This is a genomic window from Nostoc sp. TCL240-02 (assembly GCF_013343235.1).
Taxonomy (GTDB): Bacteria; Cyanobacteriota; Cyanobacteriia; order Cyanobacteriales; family Nostocaceae; genus Nostoc.
In genome coordinates this window covers 6631628-6654882 of sequence record NZ_CP040094.1, presented here as the reverse complement: position 1 = coordinate 6654882, position 23255 = coordinate 6631628, and the positions used below count along the sequence as shown (strand labels likewise).

The 23255-nt window shown below is 42.3% G+C and carries 13 protein-coding genes; 9 read left to right on the top strand and 4 right to left on the bottom strand.

Annotated elements, in window-relative coordinates; translation table 11 throughout:
* Positions 1–23: 23 nt before the first annotated feature.
* Both murD and glyS read right to left on the bottom strand, forming a co-directional pair.
* A complete protein-coding gene (gene murD / locus FBB35_RS28385; RefSeq protein WP_174712417.1) occupies positions 24–1520 on the bottom strand; it encodes a UDP-N-acetylmuramoyl-L-alanine--D-glutamate ligase in 1497 nt (498 codons plus the stop codon).
* 82 nt (positions 1521–1602) lie between these two features.
* Positions 1603–3756: a glycine--tRNA ligase subunit beta gene (gene glyS, locus FBB35_RS28380; protein ID WP_174712416.1), complete on the bottom strand. Its 2154-nt coding sequence runs from the start codon at positions 3754–3756 to the stop codon at positions 1603–1605.
* A 274-nt stretch (positions 3757–4030) separates the two neighbouring features.
* Between glyS and FBB35_RS28375 the strand changes: the two genes are divergently transcribed.
* Positions 4031–4648 (top strand): PEP-CTERM sorting domain-containing protein, encoded by a 618-nt coding sequence (locus FBB35_RS28375; RefSeq protein ID WP_254625714.1) that lies wholly within the window; start codon positions 4031–4033, stop codon positions 4646–4648.
* 54 nt (positions 4649–4702) lie between these two features.
* On the opposite strand, the gene FBB35_RS28370 is transcribed toward FBB35_RS28375, so the two are convergent.
* Positions 4703–4930: a hypothetical protein gene (locus tag FBB35_RS28370; protein WP_174712415.1), complete on the bottom strand. Its 228-nt coding sequence runs from the start codon at positions 4928–4930 to the stop codon at positions 4703–4705.
* A 521-nt stretch (positions 4931–5451) separates the two neighbouring features.
* On the opposite strand from FBB35_RS28370, the gene FBB35_RS28365 reads away from it, so the two are divergent.
* The 4 genes from FBB35_RS28365 (at position 5452) to FBB35_RS28350 (ending at position 13476) form a co-directional block, all read left to right on the top strand.
* Positions 5452–6741, top strand: coding sequence for a glycosyltransferase family 4 protein (locus FBB35_RS28365; RefSeq protein ID WP_174712414.1), 1290 nt, complete (start codon positions 5452–5454; stop codon positions 6739–6741).
* A gap of 1041 nt (positions 6742–7782) precedes the next feature.
* The gene (locus tag FBB35_RS28360; protein WP_174712413.1) at positions 7783–9411 is read left to right on the top strand and encodes an efflux RND transporter periplasmic adaptor subunit; all 1629 of its coding nucleotides are present in this window, start codon (positions 7783–7785) and stop codon (positions 9409–9411) included.
* A 237-nt stretch (positions 9412–9648) separates the two neighbouring features.
* Positions 9649–12840 (top strand): efflux RND transporter permease subunit, encoded by a 3192-nt coding sequence (locus tag FBB35_RS28355; protein ID WP_174712412.1) that lies wholly within the window; start codon positions 9649–9651, stop codon positions 12838–12840.
* Positions 12841–13011: 171 nt separating this feature from the next.
* Complete coding sequence (locus tag FBB35_RS28350; RefSeq protein WP_174712411.1) at positions 13012–13476, top strand: RpiB/LacA/LacB family sugar-phosphate isomerase; 465 nt, start codon at positions 13012–13014, stop codon at positions 13474–13476.
* Here the strand turns inward: FBB35_RS28350 and FBB35_RS28345 are convergent.
* A complete protein-coding gene (locus FBB35_RS28345) occupies positions 13459–15477 on the bottom strand; it encodes a heavy metal translocating P-type ATPase (RefSeq protein WP_174712410.1) in 2019 nt (672 codons plus the stop codon). The two genes, FBB35_RS28350 and FBB35_RS28345, sit on opposite strands and share 18 nt — an antisense overlap.
* Positions 15478–15686: 209 nt before the next feature.
* Here FBB35_RS28345 and FBB35_RS28340 point away from each other — a divergent pair, with 209 nt between their 5' ends.
* The 4 genes from FBB35_RS28340 to FBB35_RS35160 all read left to right on the top strand — a co-directional run bounded on the left by FBB35_RS28340 (position 15687) and on the right by FBB35_RS35160 (position 22855).
* Positions 15687–16817 carry an AAA family ATPase gene (locus FBB35_RS28340; RefSeq protein ID WP_174712409.1) on the top strand — a complete coding sequence of 377 codons (1131 nt, stop codon included), beginning with the start codon at positions 15687–15689 and terminating at the stop codon, positions 16815–16817.
* Positions 16804–17349, top strand: a complete 546-nt coding sequence (locus FBB35_RS28335; RefSeq protein WP_174712408.1) for a hypothetical protein — start codon at positions 16804–16806, stop codon at positions 17347–17349. The genes FBB35_RS28340 and FBB35_RS28335 overlap by 14 nt, the downstream gene beginning before the upstream one ends.
* Positions 17350–17352: 3 nt before the next feature.
* The gene (locus FBB35_RS28330) at positions 17353–18483 is read left to right on the top strand and encodes a precorrin-8X methylmutase (RefSeq protein WP_174712407.1); all 1131 of its coding nucleotides are present in this window, start codon (positions 17353–17355) and stop codon (positions 18481–18483) included.
* 379 nt (positions 18484–18862) lie between these two features.
* Positions 18863–22855: a DUF4912 domain-containing protein gene (locus FBB35_RS35160; RefSeq protein ID WP_254625713.1), complete on the top strand. Its 3993-nt coding sequence runs from the start codon at positions 18863–18865 to the stop codon at positions 22853–22855.
* Positions 22856–23255: the final 400 nt, after the last annotated feature.

Below are 23255 nucleotides of genomic sequence, written 5' to 3'. Positions count from 1 at the left end.
CTGTAAGCCACACAGTGAATGAATTATAGGGAAGATGAAAGAATCGAGTTGTATTGAAGCCTTGCTCCTCCCGCCCAAGCAAGGCACAACTGACGGAAATCATCGCCCCGCACCTCGAAATTGGGGTATTGGTCGAAACTCGCGCAAGCTGGAGATAGCAACACTACAGGCGCTTCATACTCCTTGGCTAATTCCGCCGATTTGGGGATTGCTCTTTCCATAGTTTCGACAATGTGGTAAGAGTAATACCCTACTTCTTGAAGGCGTTGGGCAAATGCGGGTGCAGCAGAGCCAATCAATAACACAGCAGCCGCTTTGGTTTGAATTTGTGCTAGCCAGCCAGTATCATCACCTGCTTTAGCTTCGCCACCAGCAATTAAAATCGCTAGACTTTTTACAGATGCTAAACCAACTTCGGCTGCATCGTAGTTAGTAGCTTTGCTGTCGTTGATGAAATCAATACCTTCCCAAGTGCAGATATGCTCCAAACGATGAGGAACGCCGGGGAATTCAACAATAGCACGTGCGATCGCATCACGATTAATTCCCGCTAATCGTGCTGTTGCTACTGCCATCAAGAGATTTTGCTGGTTATGTTCTCCCACCATCCGCAAAGTAGATACTTTCACAATCGGTTCTGGTGCAGAGGTTGCAGTCAATTTTTCCACAACCCAGCCGTCCTCAATGTAAAAACCTTTTTCGCTAATCAGGAAATCTTTTCCTTTAACACTTGTCCAATAAGCATTAGGCCAAGCACTTAAACCTTGTTGCCTCAAGTAGGGATCATCGCCATTGAACACTTGCAATTCGGACTGACGCAACAGCTTTGCTTTGATGTTGTAATAATTCTCTAAAGTCTTATGGCGACTAAGATGATCCGGTGTGAAAGTTGTCCAAACACCGATACGGGGTGCAAGGGAATTCGAAGATTCTATTTGATAGCTACTAACTTCCGCAATCACCCAATCAATACAATTTTGGATTGGAGTTTTCTCACCTATCCCCCGATCCCCCAGTCCCCAGTTCCCAGTCCCCAGTCCCCTATAAGATAGGGCAACATCACAAGCGGCGTAGCCAATATTACCGCAGGCGGGCGCATTTAATTCTGCTGCTTGAAAAATGGCAGCAATTAAAGCTGTGGTAGTAGTTTTACCGTTAGTACCTGTGATTCCTACCCAAGGTAGCGATGCCTGCGGCTGGCTGCGCCAACGCAAATTTCGCCAAGCGAGTTCCATTTCCCCAATGGTTTCAATACCTAATTGGCGTGCCTTAATTAATACGGGAATATCCCAAGGCACGCCAGGACTAACAACTATTAATTGGGGTAAATTATCACCATTTAATTCTAGGGATTGGCCTAGTTTAACGGTTATTTGCTCGGCAGCGAGTTCTTGTTGTTGTTGTAGGAGGGTTTTGGAGGTGTTGCTATCACTCAGCTCTACCTCCCAACCTTCCCGTTTCAACAATCTCGCCGCAGCAACACCGGACTTTCCCAATCCAATTACATGAGCTTTGGACATAGATTGCAGCAGAGTCCCTGGTTAAGCACTCCCTATAGTAGCGTTTCTTGGCAAAAATTACACAACTTTTTGTTGACCTACGCTACAGATTTTTGACGATCGCACCAAAGTCAGCTAAAACACGAGCATGATTGCGAACTAATCCCAGTAAGTGCAATCGATTCCGCTTAATTTCTGGATCGGAGTCCATAACTAATACGCTATCTGGCCCATCAAAGAAGTTACTAACTGTCGGAGCAATTTTTGCTAATGCTGCTACTAACAGTTGATAATTTCGTGTCTGCTGTGCTGTTTGAGTTTGCGGTACTGATTCGATCAAAGCATTATACAAGGCTGTCTCAGAAGGCTTTTGGAATAATTCTGGACGAACTACGGTTGTCGGTTCTAGCTGTTTTGTATCCAAATCACCTTGGGCGGCTAATCGTGTGGAACGGTTAACAGTTTCGTAAATGTTATCTAGAGTACTGTCGTTACGGATTTGTTGTAAGTACAAGGCGCGATCGCGGACATCCAATAAATCCTTTAACGTCCGTTCTGTGTATTCTGGGTCATTTTCTCCCAAAACTGCATTTACCAAGTCGTAATCAATCTGTTTTTCTTCTTGCAATAAGGTACGGATGCGTTGTAAGAAAAACTCTTGTAATGCTGTGGTTAATAATGCCCGATCTTTTTGATATTTCTCTGCAAAATCTGTTGCTATTTGTGCCAATAAACTATCTAAATTTATCGGTAAATTATAAAACCAAGTAATTTTAACTACAGCATTAGCAGCACGACGCAAGGCGAAGGGGTCAGAGGAACCGGAGGGAATTAAACCTAAACCAAAGATACTTACTAAAGTATCTAATCTATCTGCCAAACCGACAATTTGACCTGTGAGGTTTTCAGGTAAAATATCACCCGCTCCCGTTGGCAAATAATGCTGATAAATTGCCTTTGCAACTTCGGCATCTTCACCACTCGCTAAGGCATATTTTTCTCCCATAATGCCTTGTAATTCCGGGAATTCATACACCATTTGAGTTACCAAATCTGCTTTACACAATAAAGCAGCACGTTGGATTTTTTTGCTTTGATTTTCAGCTAATTTTAATTGAGTGCTAATTTGCTCGGCAATCTTGACCACTCTATCTATCTTGGTACGCACCGAACCCAATTCTTCTTGGAAGGTGACTTTTTCTAACTGGGGTAAAAAGCTATCTATTGGTTTAGTTAAATCAGCTTCGTAGAAAAATCTGCCATCAGCTAATCTGGCACGAATTACCCTTTCATTCCCAACAGCAACAATATCTGATTTTTTGGGATCGCCGTTAGAAATGGTGATGAAATTGGGCAATAATTCTTGTTCAGAACTACCTGGTTTGAATACAGGGAAATAACGTTGATGAGTTACCATGACTTCAGTAATTACTTCAGTTGGTAATTCCAAAAATTCTGGTTCAAATTTACCAACAACTGTAGAAGGATATTCTACAAGGTTGGTTACTTCTGCTAACAAATCGGGGTAAATGACTGTATACCCGCTTAAACTTTTTGCTACCGCCTTTACTTGCTCTTTGATTAGGTTTTCCCGTTCTTGTGGGTCAACGGTGACATAAGCAGACTTGAGGGCGGTAACGTAATCATTCGCTTGGGCAATTGTCACAGGTTCAGGATGTAAGACGCGATGACCTTGAGAAATGCGATCGCTCTGAATCGTTTTAGAACCATTCACCAATTCCAACGGTAGCACCGTCTCATCTAACAAAGCTACCAGCCAGCGAATTGGTCGAGAAAATCTCCCATCCCCATCTCCCCAACGCATTAACCGCTTACCTTCTAAACCCCAAATCCACTCTTGAACAAGTTCTGTCAGAATTTCCGCCACAGGACGGCCAGGAATTCTTTTTTGCACAAAAACAAATTCCCCTTTGTCAGTGGGGCGAAGGAAGAGTGCATCTAGTTCCACACCTTGCTTTTTGGCAAAGCCTAATGCTGCTGCTGTCGGCTGACTATCTTTAAAGGCAGCTTGGACGGGAGGCCCTTTAATTTCTTCTTCTCGGTCTGCTTGCTGCGATGGTAGACCTTTAATCAATACCGCTAAACGCCGGGGAGTACCGTACACTTGGACACTTTCACCCTGAAGGCTGTTTGCTTCCAAACTTTGGGGAATGCGTTCTCGCCACTGTATTAAGGCATCACTGAGAAAGCTTGCAGGTAATTCTTCTGTACCAACTTCTAATAGAAACGCAGGCATAGGTCACTGTTTTCAACTTTGCGTAGCTCAACTTTATCAGTTATTCTCAGGCGATCGCTCGTGATTTTTAGGTAATAAACCTTGCTACACACATCAAAATAGATAAATTTGAGCTTAGATTTGTTAAATATACTTAATATCTTCTCGAAAACTTTAAAAAATAAGTGTTTGTTTTCATCTAGATGTTATATTTCCCTCAACCTCCCATGTAGTATTTACTTGTATTTATTTCTATCGTAAAGTTAATGTTGTTTGATGCACTGATATTTGCATCATGCAAATAAATCTTGAAGATATAACAGTGAGGAATATTTTTGCCCAAATCGTTGCTACCACAGCAACCAGTGCTGTACTTAGTGTTGCGATCGCTGCTGGTGCTAACAACCCTGCTCAAGCTATTGATTTCAACTTTAACTGGCTAGGAGATGCTGGTTATTCCGCAGTCGGTTCATTCAGCTACGACGAGACTACAGCACCGACAATTATTTCAGAAAGTGGTAGTGGAGCCACCAACTTTTTACAATCCTTGAATGTCTCTTTCTTAGACCCATCTAATAATCCTCTGGGAACTTATAACACCGTTACTTCTGGGGTATCACAATCTGATTTCTTCAGTTTCAAAATTGAAACTGCCACTCAGAAATTGTTTGGTCCCTTTGATATAGGAGGAGGAACGGGTGTCATCGGAGAATACTTCTTTCAGGGAACGGTTGGCCAATCTTTGGCATTACGTCAAGATGTCGATCAACAAGGCACATCAATAACACTAGATGAAAATTCTGGTTCTATTCAGGTATCCAAAGTTCCTGAACCTGCTTCTGTGCTGGGTTTCCTGGCATTTGGGGCTTTGGGTGTAGGCTCAACTTTGAAGAAAAAGCAAGCCTCTTGCTAGAAAGTAAGGCTTTCTAGTTAGAGGTTGCCAAGTTTAGTTTAATGAATCTCTATTTTAGCTCCAATAGCTCAGTGAACTGGTGAGTTTATCATCCAGCCTTATCGGTTGGCGATCGCTCGAATACTTATGAAAACAAGTATTCGAGCGATTATAATCAGAAATATTTTCGCTAAAATCGCCCTGAGCATAGCAATAAGTGCTACTTTTTAGTATTGCGTCAGTGTAGCCCGCTACAGGTATCTCTAGTGTTGCTAACAACCCAAGTAAAGCTGTTAATGTCAATTGCGATACATTGGAGTTTTTTCCAGTTACAGCTTTAAATACGAAGCTACTAAACACACTAATGTTAAAAAGTTAGTGCCTTTGAGCCACTAAAAAAACTGGACTCTCACCCATTAATGCAATATTGTTTACTTGGTTAAAAATACTTCATGTGCCAGTTTACAAGGCGGAATGCAGGTTATATGCATGATATTGAGTCTCATGCTACAATCCCCTCAGTGTAAATTTAACAACTCCATTCACTTTTAAATAAGTGAACAATTAAAGTTTATTAGTTAACATGCGTAACTTTTAAATATACGATTGGGAAACTTTATCCAACCAGAAAAACTGATAATTGTTCGCTAATAACTGTTAAAATCTACCTAGAAAATTTCTCAGCAGTGCTTACCGCAATTGTGATTTTTGAAAATCATAATCTAATCACAAACTAAATTAAATAATAAAAGTTGCAGCCTCTATTGAAGTTAGCAATAAATCCGCTTATCTCCGGCTGTATTTACCAAATTTATAAATAGCTCATGCACATTCTGATATATTCCTACAACTATCATCCAGAGCCGATTGGAATTGCTCCCTTAATGACTGAATTGGCAGAAGGACTAGTAAATCGAGGTCATGAAGTGCGGGTTATTACCGGAATGCCTAACTATCCTGAGCGCAAAATTTACGATGCTTATCAGGGTCAATGGTACGTTAATGAACAAAAAAATGGTGTGACCATTCAGCGAAGCTACATCAGAATTAAGTCTAAACCTAACCTTTTAGATCGTTTGTTGCTGGAGTTAAGCTTTGTTTTCACAAGCTTGCCTCAAGCCTTTAGAGGTGAACGCCCAGATGTGATTATTTTAACAGTACCTCCTTTGTTAGGTATCTTACCAGCAACAATATTCGGTTGGTTATACAACTGCCCAATAGTTCTAAATGTGCAAGATATTTTACCAGAAGCTGCTGTGCGTATCGGGCTTCTGAAAAACAAGTGGATGATTCGAACTCTTGCAGCTTTAGAGAAATTTGCCTATCGGACTTCACACACTATTAGTGTTATCGCCGATGGATTTCGTGAGAATTTAATGAATAAGGGAGTACCTGTTAATAAAATCGTTTGTATTCCTAATTGGGTAAATGTAAATTTCATCCACCCTTTACCAAAAAAGAACAACTTTTGGATATCTAGCCATCAACTGGATGGGAAATTTATAGTTCTTTATTCGGGCAACATAGCTCTAACTCAAGGTTTAGAAACAGTAATAGAAGCAGCCGTTTGCTTACGTCATATCAGAGAAATTATCTTTGTCATTGTCGGCGAATCAACAGCATTGCAAAGGTTGCAAGAATATTGTCTATTACATGGAGCAGATAATGTTTTATTGCTACCATTGCAGCCGAGAGAAAAATTACCCGAAATGCTAGCAGCAGCTGATGTCGGGCTGATTGTGCAAAAGCGCAATGTAATTTCGTTCAATATGCCTTCAAAAATACCACTACTATTGGCAAGTGGTCGCCCAATTGTGGGTTCAGTTCCTGCAACTGGAACTGCTGCTAGAGCGATCAAACTCAGTGGTGGTGGGATAATTGTTGAGCCAGAATCGCCTGCTGCAATGGCCGCTGCGGTGCATGATTTATATGCTAATCCTACTCTCTGTACGAAGCTAGGTAACGCGGGAAGGCAGTTTGCCGAAGAAAACTATTCGTTGGAGCAAGCACTTGATCGGTATGAGTGGCTCTTTTATCATATTCTTGCTAACCGAAAATCAACTGTGGGTATCTTGCCGAAATTGGATTCTAAGGAATCAGTTGTGGATGCTTGAAGGGCACTGAACATGACTCGCCCACATATACAGAACCCTGATTAGGATAAATTAAATCACCCGAATGGGTGAGTTAAAAATCATCCGATTGGATGACCTAAGTGTAGGAAGATAAGACTGCTCAAAAATAGGACTCTAGAGAACACTGTATAGATTGCCCTTTGTTCTTGGTGAGGATAACTCAATGAAACCTGCAACCTTGATGAATAGAGCTGAATTAATCAGCTTAGGCATAGCCTGCCGTTGGTGTACTCCTACTCAGAAGCAAGCTACGCACAGCGTGTCGCAGAGAAGGCATCGCTCCATACATTGCACCGTACATTTTTCTTCCCTAAGATCAATATTCAATACGACTCAAGAGGGATAGACTCATCTTTAAACTTATACAAATCTATGTTCTTATGTGGTTATAATGCAAGCAAGCGCTTGCAAACGTTTATGGAAAACTTTCCTAAGCCGCCCGTCTGATTTTATACAAAGCTGAGAAATCGCTAATCAGTGCGTGAACAGCTAGCTGGTTGTGTACTTGTAAAAAAGTCAAGATAAGGGTGCAGTATCTTCAGATATAGATTTAAAAGCATCTGTAGATAGTTCCACGGCTATGTTGTTTTACGGTATTCTGCGTTTTTAGCGATATCCCTACCACACTAGATTACAAGTATGAATACTACATCGAAACTTGTTTAAATTTATTTGTACACGGTATCACGCAGTTTGCAATTGCAGGAGGCAGAAGATTGTATTGATTCCCTTGCAAAACATAAACCGTGTTTTCTCTATGACGGAAAGTGATGGTTTTATACTTACCAAAAAAGTTTTATAAATTACACTTTAAAAAAATGAGGGCAGTTAAGTAATTTACCAAATAACCACAATGTGATGAAGCATATTTATTTGTTTTAGGTACTAGACATCGTGAGTGATCGCCCAAATACCCAATTATCAACATTAAAAACAAAGGGCTAAAAAACTATTCAGATAATGCTTTTTTAGTCAAGAGTAGATTGCCCAAGTCTAAATCCACAAGACGAGAAACTGAAGATGTCCCATTCTGAGTTCCCTGATTCTCCGCTTCCAGTTGAAATAGAACAGCCTGCTGTTACTGATTCTAGTCAAGAACCACAACCACTGCCAGAGCGATCGCCTAAACCACCTCAAAAGCGTCGTTGGCCTCTAATTTTGGGAATTATCCTCTTAATTGGAGGCATTGGTTTTGGTTGGCGCTGGTGGCAAACTAGTAGTGCTAGTAATCCACCAGGCGGTGGGGCAGCTGCTGGTCAACCGATGGCAATTCCAGTCAAGCTAGCGACTGTGCAACCTGAAACTGTGCAAGAAAGTTCGGAGTTTATTGGCTCCTTAGAGGCTCCACGTTCGGTAATTATCAAGCCACAAGTTGAGGGACGAATTACCCAAATTTTTATCAAAGAGGGCAACCGTGTTCAACAAGGGCAAGTTATTATTAGTCTGGAAAGTGATAATGTCCAAGCGCAATTATTACAAGCAAAAGCTGGACTAGCACAAGCTCAAGCACGTCTTGCTGAACTCAAAGCGGGTACGCGACAAGAAGAAGTGGCCCAAGCTAGAGCGCAGTTAACTCAAGCCCAAGCTCGCTTGCGAGATGCCCAATCTGGGTCGCAACCACAAGAAATTGCTCAGGCTGAGGCTCAAATTCAGTCAGCTAAATCAGATGTAGAACTAGCACAGTCACGAGCCAAGCGATACGCACAATTGAGAAAAGAGGGCGCAGTTTCTCAAGATACCTTAGAAGGATATGTCAAAGAACAGCAAAGTGCTGAAGCTGCACTGGTTGTAGCCCAGAAACGCCTAGCTCAACTCCGCCAAAGCAGAACTTCTAGTGTCAATGAGCTGGCTGGAGCCTTGGAACAACAGAAACAAAACTTAAGGCAACTAGAAAATGGTTCCCGCCCAGAAGAAATTGCCCAAGCGCGATCGCAAGTAACGCAAGCAGCAGCCCAAGTCCAAGCAGCCCAAGTTCAACTGCAATACACAAAAGTTCTGGCTCCTTTCACTGGTATTGTTGGTGATATTCCAGTAAAGCTGGGAGATTACGTAGAAAAAGCAGATCAACTCACCACACTTACTAGAAACGACTCTTTAGAACTAAATATTTCCGTTCCCCTAGAAGAAGCCAAAAAGCTGCGCTTGGGATTACCAGTGCAAATGCTGAACGCCCAAGACCAACCTACAGCAACGGGTAAGATAAGTTTTATCTCTCCAGATGCTAGTTCAGATTCGCAGACAATTTTGGTGAAAGCTAACTTTGGTAATTCTAGAAGTCAACTGGTAAATCGCCAGTCAGTGCAAACCAAAGTGATCTGGAACGAACGTCCAGGAATTTTAATTCCAGTTACAGCAGTATCTCGCCTGGGTGGAGAAACCTTTGTATTTGTAGCTGAAGCGCCAACAGAAAAGAACGCTGAAGCGCCAGCAGAAAAGAACGCTGAAGCACCAGCAGAAAAGAAAGTTGGAGCGCCATCTTTAGTTGCTCAACAAAAACCTGTGAAATTGGGAGTTATTGAGGGGAATAATTATCAAGTTATCGAAGGACTAAAAGCTGGAGACAAAATTGTTGTTTCCGGTATTCTCAACCTAACTAATGGTGCTCCTATCACTCCAGCACAGGAACAAGCGGGTACTCAGAAGCCATAGGGAGGGGCAAGGGGGCAGGGGGGCAGGGAGCAGGGAGCAGGGGGACAAGGGGTAATTATTGAACAAGTCTCTCTCTTGTCTCCCCCCTCTTCCTTGTCTCCCTTGTCTCTTCTTCATCTTCAATACCCAATACTTCTCTGCGAGACGCTACGCGAACGGCTTCGCTCAGTACAAGTGCCCAATTCCCAATGCCCAATACCTAATGCCAAATACCCAAAGAAAGCCCAATTTTAAACTATGTTCGTTGACTTCTTTATTAAGCGGCCAATTTTTGCGTCGGTATGTGCGATCGTTATCCTTTTAATAGGATTAATCAGTATTCCCACACTACCGATCGCAAGATTCCCAGAAATCAGTCCCACGCAAATCACTGTAACTTCCAACTATAACGGAGCTAGTGCCGAAATCGTAGAAAGTGGAGTGACAAATATCTTAGAAAGGCAAATCAACGGTGTTGAAGGACTAAGATATCTCACTTCCAGTAGCAGTAACGATGGTACAAGTACCATTACAGCCACCTTTGATTCATCGCGGGATAAAGATATTGCAGCTGTGGATGTGCAAAATCGTGTTTCTGTTGCCCAACCACAACTACCAGATTCTGTGCAACGCACGGGAGTGCGGGTATCGAAAGAATCTAGCAACATTCTCTTGGCGATTGGTTTATACGCTGAAAATAAAGAGTACGACAATATATTCTTAAGCAACTATGCCGACCTTTACTTAGCAGATGCCTTAAAAAGAGTCAAAGGCGTGAGCAACGCTCAAATTTTTGGTGAACGCCGCTATGCAATGCGTTTGTGGTTAGATCCGAGCCGCCTTGCCAATCGGGGGCTAACAACTCAGGATGTAGCGAATGCTTTATCCGAACAAAACTTGCAAGTTGGTGCAGGGAGAATTGGACAAGAACCGGCTCCTAAAGGACAAAGGTATCAACTTGATGTGCGTGCTGCTAGCCGATTAGCAGAACCAGCAGAATTTGAAGAAATTGTCCTGAAAACTGGAAATGATGGCACATTAGTCAAGCTCAAAGATGTCGGTAGAGCGGAACTGGGCGCAGAAAACTACAGTTCATTTCTGCGATTTCGTGGTAACGATGCTGTCGGTTTAGGGATTTATCAAGTTCCTGGCAGTAATGCCTTAGATGTGGCTAAGGGAGTCAAAGCCGAACTAGCGCGATTAGCTCCGAGTTTTCCGCCAGGGCTAAAATATCAAGTAGCTTTTGATACGACATCCTTTGTAGAAGAGTCCTTGGCAGAAGTTATCAAGACTCTGATTGAAGCGGTAGTGCTAGTTGTTATTGTAATTTTTGTGTTCTTGCAGGACTGGCGAACTACTTTAATTCCAGCACTTACCATTCCGCTTTCCTTAATTGGGACATTTGCCTTCGTCAAAATTTTTAACTTTTCCATCAATAGTTTGACTTTATTTGGCCTGACCTTGGCATCGGGGATGGTGGTTGACGATGCGATCGTTGTGGTTGAACAAATCAGCCGTTTTATTCAGGATAAAGGTATAAATCCTCGTCGAGCCGCTAGTGAATCAATGAGGGAACTCTTTGGCGCGGTTATTGCCACTTCACTAGTATTGATGGCAGTGTTTGTGCCAGTGGCATTTTTTCCAGGAACCACAGGCGCACTTTATCGACAATTTGCCTTGACGATCGCTTTCTCCATTGCGATTTCAACTTTTTTGGCTTTGACCCTGACACCCTCTTTGTGTGCGCTGCTGCTACGTCAAGGACAAAAACCTTCAGGCTGGCTAGGTTGGATTTTTGGCCAGATTAATCGGTTTCTTGACTGGGTACAGAATGGTTATAAGCGATCGCTAACCTTTCTAACACACATCAAAGCTATTGTGATTGGGTTGTTTATCGTCTCTTTGGGAATGACTGCTTGGCTCTACACCACAGTACCGACAGCATTTCTACCCGATGAAGACGAAGGCTACTTCATTACAATTATCCAAGGGCCGCAAGGGGTTTCGCTGCAATATACTAGCGATGTGATTGCACAGGTAGAAAAAGAAATTCTGCAAATTCCAGAAGTACTGGGGACTTTTGCGATCGGAGGATTTGGTTTTAGTGGTAGCACAGCTAATAGCGGCATCATATTTACAACTTTAAAATCTTGGGATGAACGCTCAAAATCCGGTCAATCAGTACAGGCGATTATTGGCAGCTTGCAAGGGAAGTTGTTGGCAATTCCAGAAGCTAGGGTTTTTCCTGTGAATCCGCCACCAATTCAAGGTTTAGGCAACTTTGGCGGCTTCGTCTTTCAACTGCAAGACCGCAGAGGTAACAGTGGTTTAGAAAATCTAGTCCAGTCAATGGGTAAATTGCTGGGTCAGGCTAATCAAACACCAGGATTACAAGCTGTATTTAGCACCTTTGCCGCAGATACACCACAATTGCTTGTGGAAGTAGACCGCAATAAAGCCAAATCATTACAAGTTCCTATTGATGATGTCTTCAGTACTTTACAAACTGCTTTGGGATCGCAATATGTAAATGATTTTAATCTCCAGCAGCGTAATTACCGGGTGTATATCCAGGCAGACCAACAGTTTCGTTCCAATCCAAAAGATATTGGTAAACTATACGTTCGTTCTCAAAAGAATCAAATGATTCCTTTGAGTAACTTAGTCAAAGTTACTCAAACTGTGGGAGCGCAAACGATCAATCACTATAATCTGTTTCGCTCGATTGAAATTAATGGTTCCGCCGCTCCTGGCTCTAGTTCGGGAGACGCAATTAAAGCAATGGAAAAAGTTGCTAAGGAAGTTTTACCTGCCGGTTATGGTTACGAATGGTCGGGGACTGCATTAGAAGAAATAGATTCTGGTGGTTTAGCACCCCTAATTTTTGGATTAGGAATAATCTTTGTATTTTTGGTGCTAGCCGCTCAATACGAGAACTACGTTGACCCCTTTATCATTCTGTTGTCAGTTCCCTTAGCTATCTTTGGAGCGCTTATAGCTCAATCAATACGGGGTTTTGCGAATGATGTTTACTGTCAAATTGGTCTAGTAATGTTGATTGGTTTAGCTAGTAAGAACGCAATTTTGATTGTGGAATTTGCTAATCAATTACGAGAGCAAGGTTTTTCGATCACCAAAGCAGTAATTGAGGCTTCACAAGAGCGATTGCGACCAATTTTGATGACTGCTTTTTCTACACTTTTGGGGATTTTCCCATTAGCTGTTGCCACAGGTGCTGGTGCGGGTAGTCGCCAATCTTTGGGAACAGCAGTATTTGGGGGAATGTTAATTGCGACTTTCTTGAGTTTGTTTGTAGTACCAATTTTGTATATCGTGATTAAGACGACAACAGAGCGCTTTATCAAACCAAATCGGCATCAAGAACTGCAAGCAGAAGGTATCTCATTGGATGGTAAAACTGCTGTATATTCAGCAAAAGGCGAGAACTAATTCGTAATACTTCTCTACGAGACGCTACGCGTTAGCGAGGCTTTCACTTTAGCGATACGCTCAGTACAAGTTCGTAATTGATTTTTCCCTGTTGTCTATGCTTCTCTTCCCTGTCTCCTATAAACATCGTAGTATGAGGAGATGGGGAAGACTAATTTTAAGGGGGAATGCATGAAAATCGCTATTGGCAGTGATGAACGCACCAACCTTACTGATAAGATACTGGAAGAGCTTAAGCAGCGTGGGCATGAAGTTATACCCTTCGGTTCCTTAGCTGAGAATGATTTAGAAGTCGATTGGCCTCTTAGCTGTAGTAAAGTTGCTTTGGCAGTAGCAACCCAAAAAGCAGATGAGGGAATTGTCTTTTGTTGGACTGGTACTGGTGCATCTATTGCCGCCAACAAAGTTTCAGGGATACGTGCAGCTTTATGTCATGATGCTGAAACTGCACGTGGGGCGCGTATTTGGAATCATGCGAATGTCTTAGTATTAAGTTTACGTTCAACTACAGAAGCGATCGCAAAAGAAATATTAGATGCTTGGTTTAGCACACCCTTTTCTGAAGATGAGTGGAACATTCTGCAAATGGAGCGGATTAGACAGTTAGAGAAGAGTGCTTTATTTCAGCAATCTTAGACCACTGAGGGTAACTAACACTGTAGAGCCTTCATGCCCAATCACACCAATGGGTAAGTTAATACTTCCGAGAAAGTTGCCCACCAAAAGCAACATAATGAAACCCAATGCTACGACTATATTCTGTTTGACTATGGATTGCGATCGCCTCCCCAAATGTATCGCTACGGCAATTTTTTCTAACTTGTCTGCCATCAGTACTATATCTGCGGTTTCCAATGCCACATCACTACCAGATATTCCCATCGCTATACCTACAGATGCTTGGGCTAAAGCTGGTGCATCATTAATTCCATCGCCCACCATTGCCACAGTTTGATACTTTTGCTGTAAGCTGCGGATAACATCTAGCTTATCTTCTGGTAGAAGTTGAGCATATACCCGATCTATTCCTACTGCTTTGGCGACACTGTGAGCAGTCTCCTGATTATCCCCAGTTAACATGACAATTTGCTCAATTCCTAGTTGCTTTAACCGAGTAATGGTTGCTGCTGCTTGCAATCTTACTTCATCTGCGATCGCAATTACACCCATCACCTCTGCGCCCCTGCTCCCTTGCTCCCCTACCCCCCTGCCTTCCTGTGCTACCCAAACCACTGTTTTACCTTCTTGCTCTAAAGATTGAGCCATTTCTCGCAATTCTTCAGGTAAATTTGTGACATATTGCTGCACAAAAACGGCATTCCCTACGATTACCTGTTGTTCTTGAGCGATTCCGACAATTCCCTGTCCAGGTATGGCTTGTACTTGGATTGCACCAACCAAATCCAAATCACCCTTCGGGTTCAACAGTTTCGACTCGACGGGAACCGCCTTCGCGGAGCGTCTCGCAGAGAAGACTCGAACTGTTTCACCAGCCGCCTGCACAATTGCCTTACCGATGGGATGTTCTGAATAGGATTCTACACTAGCGGCGGCTTTTAATACATCTGCATTCGTGTATTTACTAACTACAATTACTTGGGATACCTGCAACCGTCCTGTTGTCAGAGTACCAGTTTTATCAAATGCGATCGCTCGGACTTTACCAATCTTCTCCAACTGCGCCCCATTTTTAAACAAAATCCCCTGTCTTGCACCATTGGCAATTCCCGAAAGCAGGGTGGGCATAATTGCCGCCATCAGCGCACAAGGAGAAGCAACCACTAGGAAAGTAAGCGCCCGATAAATTGTTGTTTCCCAGTCCCAACCCCAAAGAAACGGCGGTAAAGTTGCCAGTAATACTCCGGCTACTACAATAACTTTGGCATATCCCTTCTCGAAGCGATCGATAAACTGTTGCGAAGGAGGTGCTTCTGTTTGCGCCTGTTCTACCAAGCGAATCACACGCTGAATCAAACTGCTTTGGGCTGGTTTGTGTACCTTAATCTGCAATGCACCATAGCCGTTGAGTGTGCCAGCAAATACTTCTGCACCCACTGTTTTTTCAACAGGTAAAGACTCGCCTGTAATTGCAGCTTGATTGAGGGTGCTGTAACCAGATAAAATTATCCCATCAGTAGGAATTAACTCTCCAGGTTTAACAACAATCTCATCACCCACTTTTAACTGACTGATAGAAATTTCCTCTTCCCTTCCCTGAAACAAAACTCTTGCTGTATCTGGTGTCAAACTCATCAAACTCCTGATACTGCGTTCAGTTCGCTGCATGGCATAGCCTTCTAATGCGCCACTGATGGCAAAAATCAGAATCAAAATTGCCCCATCAATAATTAGATGATATTCTCCTCGCCATAAGCCGAGGCTAGCAGCACCAATCGCCGCCACAATCATCAGCAAATCTACATCGAGTTCTTTTTCTTTGAAAAGGGTAGTCAATCCTTCCCGCGCACTTTCGTAACCACCAATCACGTAAGCAGCAGGTAGAAGTAGGAATGCTAATCCCAACCAGCCGAGATGTAAGGCGAACCATCCGAGAAATAGCAGTAAGCCACATAAAAGGGCTGCTAAGGTATCTGTGTGTTCTTTGGTGAATTGGTTGAAACCTTGGGGGTAGAGCATGAGAGGTGAATTAACAAGGACTCTCTCACGCTAAACCTTGACATTAATGTTAATGTCAAGGTTTATAATGATTTTGAAAAGCAGAGAGGCGCTGAGGTACGCAAAGTTAAATCTTTATCTGCCTTCTTGGAGTGTTTTTCAAAAGCGGAATGTAGGTAAATGGGACGATTTAACTGTTAGCTTTAAATTGCACTAATAGGAAAAAATATATGCTAAAGCGAATTTATATTGATAACTTTCGCGGCTTGGTAAATTTTGAGATGAATTTTGACTCGATTAACCTGTTTCTTGGTGGTAATGGGACAGGTAAATCAACTGTTTTTGAAGCCTTGCGGAAAATTCAAGCTTTTGTAAGTGGTCGCAAAAACCTAGAAGAAATTTTTGAATCTACTGACTGTACTCGCTGGCAAAATTTAAAAATTCAGCGTTTTGAGTTAGAAATTACTGGCAATAATGGTCATTATAAATATGAGTTGGCTATTAGACATAATCCAAATAAAAATCATATTGAATATGAGCGTCTCTGGTTTAATAACCAAATCTTGCTAAAGTTAGAGGACAATCAATTTCAAATTTTTCGAGAAGATACTTCTGAATTAGAAAATATTCCATTCCCTTCTTCTATTTCAGACTTTATTTCTCTGATATCGTTGTTTTCTGAAAATACTAATACTACAAAGCTAGCTTGGTTTACAAAAAGAATGCAACGATTCATTATTGTACAAATAATTCCTAGTCTTATGGTTGATGGCAGCGAGAAGGAAGAAATAAGTCTAGATTTTAGAATGGAAAATTTTGTTTCTTGGTATCGTTATATTTCAGAAGATCAAGGTAAGGTTTCTGAACTTATGAAAATACTACAAGATGTTTTAGAGGGTTTTGTAAGTTTTAAGTTTGAACAGTTTAGTGAAAGATATCGAACTTTAAAATTGCGATTTACAACAGGTGAAGATAGAAAAAATATTATTGATTATCGTTTTAGCGAATTATCCGATGGACAAAAAGTGCTAATTGCTCTGTACACACTTCTTTATTGCACTCAGTCTGAAGATTACACACTGTGTATAGATGAACCAGAGAATTTCTTAGCTCTACCAGAAATTCAGCCTTGGCTAGTTCAGCTTTATGACCTTTGCAGTGAGCAAAAAATTCAAGCTTTGCTAATTTCTCATCATCCTGAATTAATTAATTATCTTTTAGCATCACCTATAGGTTATTGGTTTGAGCGTCAGAGTAATGCACCTGTAAGAGTGAAAAAAATTAGTAATGAAGTTGCTGAAAGTACTGGATTACCTGTTTCGGAACTAATTGCACGGGGATGGCTTTATGAGCCAGCGTAGAGTACAGATTGTAATTCTGTGTGAGGATAAGCAGCAAGAAGTTTTTGCTCGGCATTTTCTGAAAAAAAGAGGTTTTATTTTAGATAGAAATCTTAGAATTGAAATTTGCCCAAAAGGTGCAGGAGAGCAGTTTGTCAGAAAACGTTATCCCACAGAGGTAAAAGCATATCGCAGCAAAAATTATCGTTTAGGAATGCTAGTAGTTTTGATTGATGCAGACAAAAAAACGGTAGAGGAAAGGCTGAAGCAATTAGATGATGCACTGATAGGAGATTCACAGCAGATTCGCCAGCCCGATGAAGCCATAGCAATATTTATACCCAAAATAAATATTGAAACTTGGATACATTATTTACAAGATGAAGCTGTTGATGAAGAAACAGAATATTCAAAATTAACCAATGAGTCAGCTTGCAAGCCATCTGTAGAAAACTTGGTAAATCAGTGTTATCAAGGTTTGGATGAAAATGCACCGCCATCTCTTCAGGCGGCTTGTGGAGAATTACAAAGAATTTTGCCGTTGTTGGAGTAAATCATGAACGCTGGTTGCTTAACTATTAAAGAACTCACTGATGCGGTTGGCGGCGGTTTAACTCCGCGGATGGTGCGCCATTATCATCAATTGGGACTGCTACCGCAACCAGTACGATCGCACAGCAATTACCGTCTCTATACCAAAACAGATGTTCTCAGGTTGCAACGGATTGTTGCATTGAAGCAGCAAGGGTTTCAGCTAAACCATATCCGCAATATTTTGGAGATGGAACCAGAGGCGGAGACAACTACAAACCTGATGGGACAACTCCAGCAGCAATATCGCGCGGTGATGCAACAAATTTCTCAACTGCGGCAAACTGCATCAGCATTAGAAGGATTATTGGGGCGCGATCGCCATTGTCAAATTATCCAGGCGGAAGTTTTGGCACAACTCAAGTTACTTGATGTCGAAACTCAAGCCGGATTGGGGGGATTGGAAAATCTTTGGAGTGGCTTGGATGCCGAAATTCATACCCATTCAGAAGCTTTTTCCGAATCGCTACAACGCTTACTACCAGATTTATCTAATCGTTCGGAAATTGAACAACACTTAATTTCTCAGTTGGTTTTGGCTTGTGGCGATGTGAGTTTAGTATCCTTTGTGAAATTGAGCCGAGATGCGATCGCAGCTAGTCGAAAAGCCTTATCTTCAAGCTGTCAAATTGTTGTCGATACCCAAACGGTTGCTGCTACTTTAGATCAAACCCGATTACTTCACTTGGGATGCCGCACTGAAACCTTAATTGATAATCCCCACATTACCACTGCCACAGAAGCAGAATTTGCCTTTTGGCAACATCAAGAATGGCGATCAAAATTGCTGCAAGTAAATCAAGGTTGCGTGCTGGTAGTTGGTTATGCTCCCTCAGTACTTGTAGAAGTTTGTGAAGCGATTAGCAATCAAAAAATTCAGCCAGCGTTAGTAATTGGAATGCCCATTGGCTTTAGCCATGCTCCCGCAGCCAAGCGACAACTCATGCAACAAGAGATACCTTTTATTACAGTTGCAGGGACTTTGGGAGGTGGCGCTTTAGCTGCTACTGCCCTAAATGCTTTGGTGGAGTCGCTGATTGATAAGCCAGATTGTCATTGTTATCTCAAAAATATAGTAGATTCTTCTGAGTGCTGAAAAACAAGTACTCTTTTAAGACATAAAAATACTCAGTACCCAGCACTACTGAAAATAATATTGTTAAATAATATTGAATTTGCTACACTTTACCAGTTTTAGTAATTCAATAATTCATAATTGTGGCCATAAGCTACCAACTTGGTATAAGTTGCAATATAAATTAGAACATTTTATAGTAAACAGACTCTGGTAGTTAGAGTATAAATTATCATGCTATACAATCTCAGTTCAAGTATAAATCAATATAAGTGCGCTAAAGGAACTTAGAACTAAAGAGAACTCAGATGTATAATTAGCGCGTCTCCTCCATAATCTTTAACAAGATTGTGGGTTAAGACTGGTAGGCTTTCTATTTTTTACTTTAATTAAGGGGCTTATGTGGCAACAAGAAAAAAAAGATACTTCGATAATCAGGCTGATATTATGGGTTGCTTTAGCTACAACTCCTATGGCAGCAGGTTTGCTGGTATCAGAACCTATACTGGCGCAATCTAAACCTGAGTCTCCTTCTTTTACACTGCCGCAAACAGTGCAGAATGGAACGACAATTCGGATTGATGGTTCAAATACTTTGGGTGCAATCAACGAAAGCCTGAAAGAGAATTTTGAAAAACAGTTTTCGGGTACTAAGGTTGAAGTTGGTGCTAATGGCACTGATACAGCACTGAAAGATTTACTAGATGGCAAAATTGACATCGTAGCAATGGGGCGGGGGTTGACACCAGCAGAAAAAGCTCAAGGACTAGAGCAAGTCCGCTTGCGCCGTGAGAAGATCGCGATCGTGGTTAGCGCAGATAATCCTTTCAAAGGCAGCTTGACTAGTAGGCAATTTGCCCGGATTTTCCGGGGACAAATTACAAATTGGTCACAACTAGGAGGATCACCAGGGAAAATTAGATTAATCGATCACCCTAATACAAGTGAGACTCGCAATACTTTCCGCACTTATCCAGCCTTCAAGACTGCTGAATTTGCTACAGGGTCTAGTGCTACCCAACTAACTGAGGATAATACCGCAGAAATCATCAAACAACTGGGTAAAGATGGCATTAGCTATGTGTTAGCTAATCAGGTGTCGAAGCTGCAAAATGTGCGAGTTCTGCAATTACATCAAGCCTTACCAGATGACGCAAAATATCCTTTCTCGCAACCTTTAGTTTATGTTTACAAAAAAAATCCCAGCTTAAGCATAGTAGATTTTCTCGGCTTTACCCTGGCACCCGCAGGACAGCAGGCTATAGAACAAGCAAGAACATCTGAAGCAACTGCGATCGCAACCAACGTATCACAACCTATTGTCACGCCTTCTCCCAGTGCCCAGACAACACCTGCTGCGACAGCTTCCCCTAGTGCTACTGCTTCTGCATTTGGCGAACAGCCTTTTGTCGCTCCTGCCGATACACAAAAAAGTCCAGTTGTCAACAAAGAAGTACCATTTTGGGTACTGCTACCTTTGTTTTTTGTTAGTGTAATTGCAGCGTTGGCCTGGTGGACTCTCGGAAAAAACCCATCATCCGATGAGAAAACAGACAACTTACCAGAATCAAATCCTCATCCACCCGATCCAGAAGATGGAGAAACAGCAGTACTTAATGCCAGCACAGCTGCCTCCATTAACGGAGCGATGCTTGAAGAACAGCCAGTTTCACAATTCCAAGAGCAAGAAACCCCCGATCGCACTCCTTTCAATATCTATGCTCAAACCCAATCTGACCTGGCTGAAAATGGTACTCACGGGACATCCAATTTAGTCCAAGAGGCAACTAATGGCACTTCTAACCTCTATGAAGGCACAACCTCTACTCTAACTAATGGAGCGGGAGCCGCAGCTTTAACTGGTGGTACGGCTTTAGCAACAGGCATCGGGGCGGCTACCTGGTCTGCCTTTAACAACAAAGAAACAGAAACAAACGCAATTGATGAGACGGTCGGACTAAGTAATTATATTGAGACAAATACACCCGATTCTGATGAGGTTGCATGGGATATAGAAGCCCCAGCAGCCGTAGTAAATACTCCATATCCTCACTTGGGAAATCTTCCTGAAGAAATATCTTCTGATGTAGAACTGCCTTCATCTGAGGTAACAGCCTCACTACCCGAATTACCAGATGTGCCAGAAGTAACATCTGATTTGGAATATTGGGACACAGAAATTTCTGAAGATGAGATAGATGAGGAACTTCAAGCAGAATTGAACTGGCTACAGAGTATCACCTCAATTGAAGATACAGATGAATTGCCCTTACCAGACTCTGGCGAAGTGGAACCTTCACCGTTACCACCATCTCCACTGCTCAATTTGCCAGAATTGCCAGATGTAGATGTATTCAATGTGGTAGCAGATGCAGCCGAACCTCCTATCGAGGTGGTAGACGAAGAATCTCAAACAGAGCCAACTGTTGGGGAAGGTGCTGCTGAGAATGACTCCATAGATTTTGCAGGCGTTGCGGCTTTAGCAGCAGGCGCAGGGATTGGAGCCTGGGCGATAAATCTGGGATTAGACACTCAAGGAGAAACTGATACTACGATTGACAATGTGCCAATCGCAGCCGAAACAGATATCCACTTGGGAGATACAGAAGATGAGAGCAGTGAAGAAGAAAGCAACATACTGCTCACACCGCATACTTCGACATCAGCTAATGTCTCTTGGGAGATTTCCGAAGCCAAGAAAGCAGAACTGTGGCAACAAGGCGGTTCTCAATTGGTAGTGCGACTGTATGATGTGACTGGCATTGACTTGAGTTATCAAACTCCCCAGCTTGTCCAGCAGTATGAATGTGCAGAGACAGCACACGATCGCTTTGTGGAAATTCCCATCAACGATCGCGACTACATAGCTGAAATTGGTTATATCGCTTATGGCGAGTACTGGTTATTTATCGCCCGTTCCGCAATTCTTCGTGTCTTCAGTCCTGTGAATCCAGATCCCATAGTTGATGATGTGGTGAACACAGCCGAAACAACTATTGGTTTGGGACATGTTGAAGAAGAGAGCAGTATTTTGCTTACACCACATACTTCCACATCGGCTCATGTCTCTTGGGAAGTTTCCGAAACCAAGAAAGCAGCACTGCGTCAACAGGGCGGCTCTCAATTTATAGTGCGGCTGTATGATGTGACTGGGATTGACTTGAGCTATCAAAGTCCTCAGCTTGTCAAGCAGTATGAATCTGAAGAGACAGTAAACGAGGGACTGGCCGATGTTCCCGCCAGCGATCGCGATTATATAGCTGAAATTGGTTATCTTGCTGATGGCGATGCCTACGGCGGTAAACAACGCTGGTTATTCATTGCTCGTTCAGCAGTTGTTCGTTTCTTCAGTCCTGTGCATCCAGATCCGATCGTTGATGATGTGGCGATTGCAGATGAAACAGATATTCACTTAGTAGATGTTGAAGAAGAGAGCAGTCTTGTCCTTACACCTCGCACTTACCAATGGGCTGATGTCTCTTGGGAGATATCCGAAACCAAGAAAGCAGAACTGCAACAACAGGGCGGCTCTAAATTGGTAGTGCGGTTATATGATGCAACTGGGATTGACTTGAGTTATCAACATCCTCAATTTGTCCAACAATATGAATGTGAAGAGACTGCAAACGATCGCTTTGTGGAAATTCCCATCAGCGATCGCGATTATATAGCTGAAATTGGTTATCTCGCTGATGGCGGTCGCTGGTTATTTATTGCCCGTTCTGCGATCGCTCGTGTCTTCAGTCCTGTTCATACAGATTCCACCGTTGAAAATGGAGCCTTACCAAGCGAAACAGCTATTAACTTGGTAAACGTAGAAGAAAAGAGTAGTGAAGAAGAAAGCAACATACTGCTTACACCCCGCACTCCTAAATGGGCTTATGTCTCTTGGCACATTTCCCAGACTCAGAACAAAGCGCTGCAACAACAGGGCGGTTCTCAATTGGTAGTGCGGCTTTACGATGTAACTGGGATTGACTTGAGTTATCAAAGTCCCCAGCTTGTACAGCAGTATGAATGTGAAGAAGTAGCCCGCGATCGCTTTGTGGCGATTCCCGTGAGCGATCGGGACTATATGGTTGAAATTGGTTATATAGCTGATAGCGAGCGTTGGTTACTCATCGCCCGTTCACCTAATGTTCGCGTTTTCAGTCGTTCCCACGAAGATTTTTGGTTTGTAGCAGATGCTGAGTTGATTATTCACGGAGCAACCCAACCAAATACAAGCGTAAACATTGCTGGACATCCCATCAAAATCAAACCCGATGGTACTTTCCACCTGCGTCTTCCCTTTTCAGATGGTTTAATGGACTATCTCATAACAGTCGCTACTGATGGAGAATCCACCAAAACCATCCATAAAAAGTTCTCTCAGGAAACTTCAGAGAACTAGTAATTTCCTGAATTACTCCCTTTTAACCCTATTCTCCCTTTTTAGGGGGAAATAGGGAGAGGGTTAATTGGCTAAAAGCTTTGAATGATGTAGTCCATCCCTCTGGCTTTTGCTTGCGGAAAACACTGAAATGAAAAAGCAAACTTGGGTTTGAATAAGTCAAAGGTCATTTTGAGAAAGCATTTCAGTATTTTGAGAAAGCAATTAAATCTTTGGATAAAGTAATCAGCAAATATACATTAGGACGATAAATAATTACTTGTTTATCTTTGGGATTAATTAACCAACCAAGGATTAAATAGCGTTATTTTCTCATAACTATAGGTTAGAGCCGTCCCAATACTATTCGGTTAAGGCAAGAAACGCGATGAATCGCCGTCTCTACAAAAGACTGCTGTAT

What these genes read in the sequence shown, in the direction of transcription:
- FBB35_RS28330 (WP_174712407.1), top strand. Translation starts at nt 17,353, where the DNA reads ATGAACGCTGGTTGCTTAACTATTAAAGAACTCACTGATGCGGTTGGC.
- FBB35_RS28350 (WP_174712411.1), top strand. Translation starts at nt 13,012, where the DNA reads ATGAAAATCGCTATTGGCAGTGATGAACGCACCAACCTTACTGATAAG.
- FBB35_RS28340 (WP_174712409.1), top strand. Translation starts at nt 15,687, where the DNA reads ATGCTAAAGCGAATTTATATTGATAACTTTCGCGGCTTGGTAAATTTT.
- FBB35_RS28360 (WP_174712413.1), top strand. Translation starts at nt 7,783, where the DNA reads ATGTCCCATTCTGAGTTCCCTGATTCTCCGCTTCCAGTTGAAATAGAA.
- murD (WP_174712417.1), bottom strand. Translation starts at nt 1,520, where the DNA reads ATGTCCAAAGCTCATGTAATTGGATTGGGAAAGTCCGGTGTTGCTGCG.
- FBB35_RS35160 (WP_254625713.1), top strand. Translation starts at nt 18,863, where the DNA reads ATGTGGCAACAAGAAAAAAAAGATACTTCGATAATCAGGCTGATATTA.
- FBB35_RS28375 (WP_254625714.1), top strand. Translation starts at nt 4,031, where the DNA reads ATGCAAATAAATCTTGAAGATATAACAGTGAGGAATATTTTTGCCCAA.
- glyS (WP_174712416.1), bottom strand. Translation starts at nt 3,756, where the DNA reads ATGCCTGCGTTTCTATTAGAAGTTGGTACAGAAGAATTACCTGCAAGC.
- FBB35_RS28335 (WP_174712408.1), top strand. Translation starts at nt 16,804, where the DNA reads ATGAGCCAGCGTAGAGTACAGATTGTAATTCTGTGTGAGGATAAGCAG.
- FBB35_RS28355 (WP_174712412.1), top strand. Translation starts at nt 9,649, where the DNA reads ATGTTCGTTGACTTCTTTATTAAGCGGCCAATTTTTGCGTCGGTATGT.
- FBB35_RS28345 (WP_174712410.1), bottom strand. Translation starts at nt 15,477, where the DNA reads ATGCTCTACCCCCAAGGTTTCAACCAATTCACCAAAGAACACACAGAT.
- FBB35_RS28365 (WP_174712414.1), top strand. Translation starts at nt 5,452, where the DNA reads ATGCACATTCTGATATATTCCTACAACTATCATCCAGAGCCGATTGGA.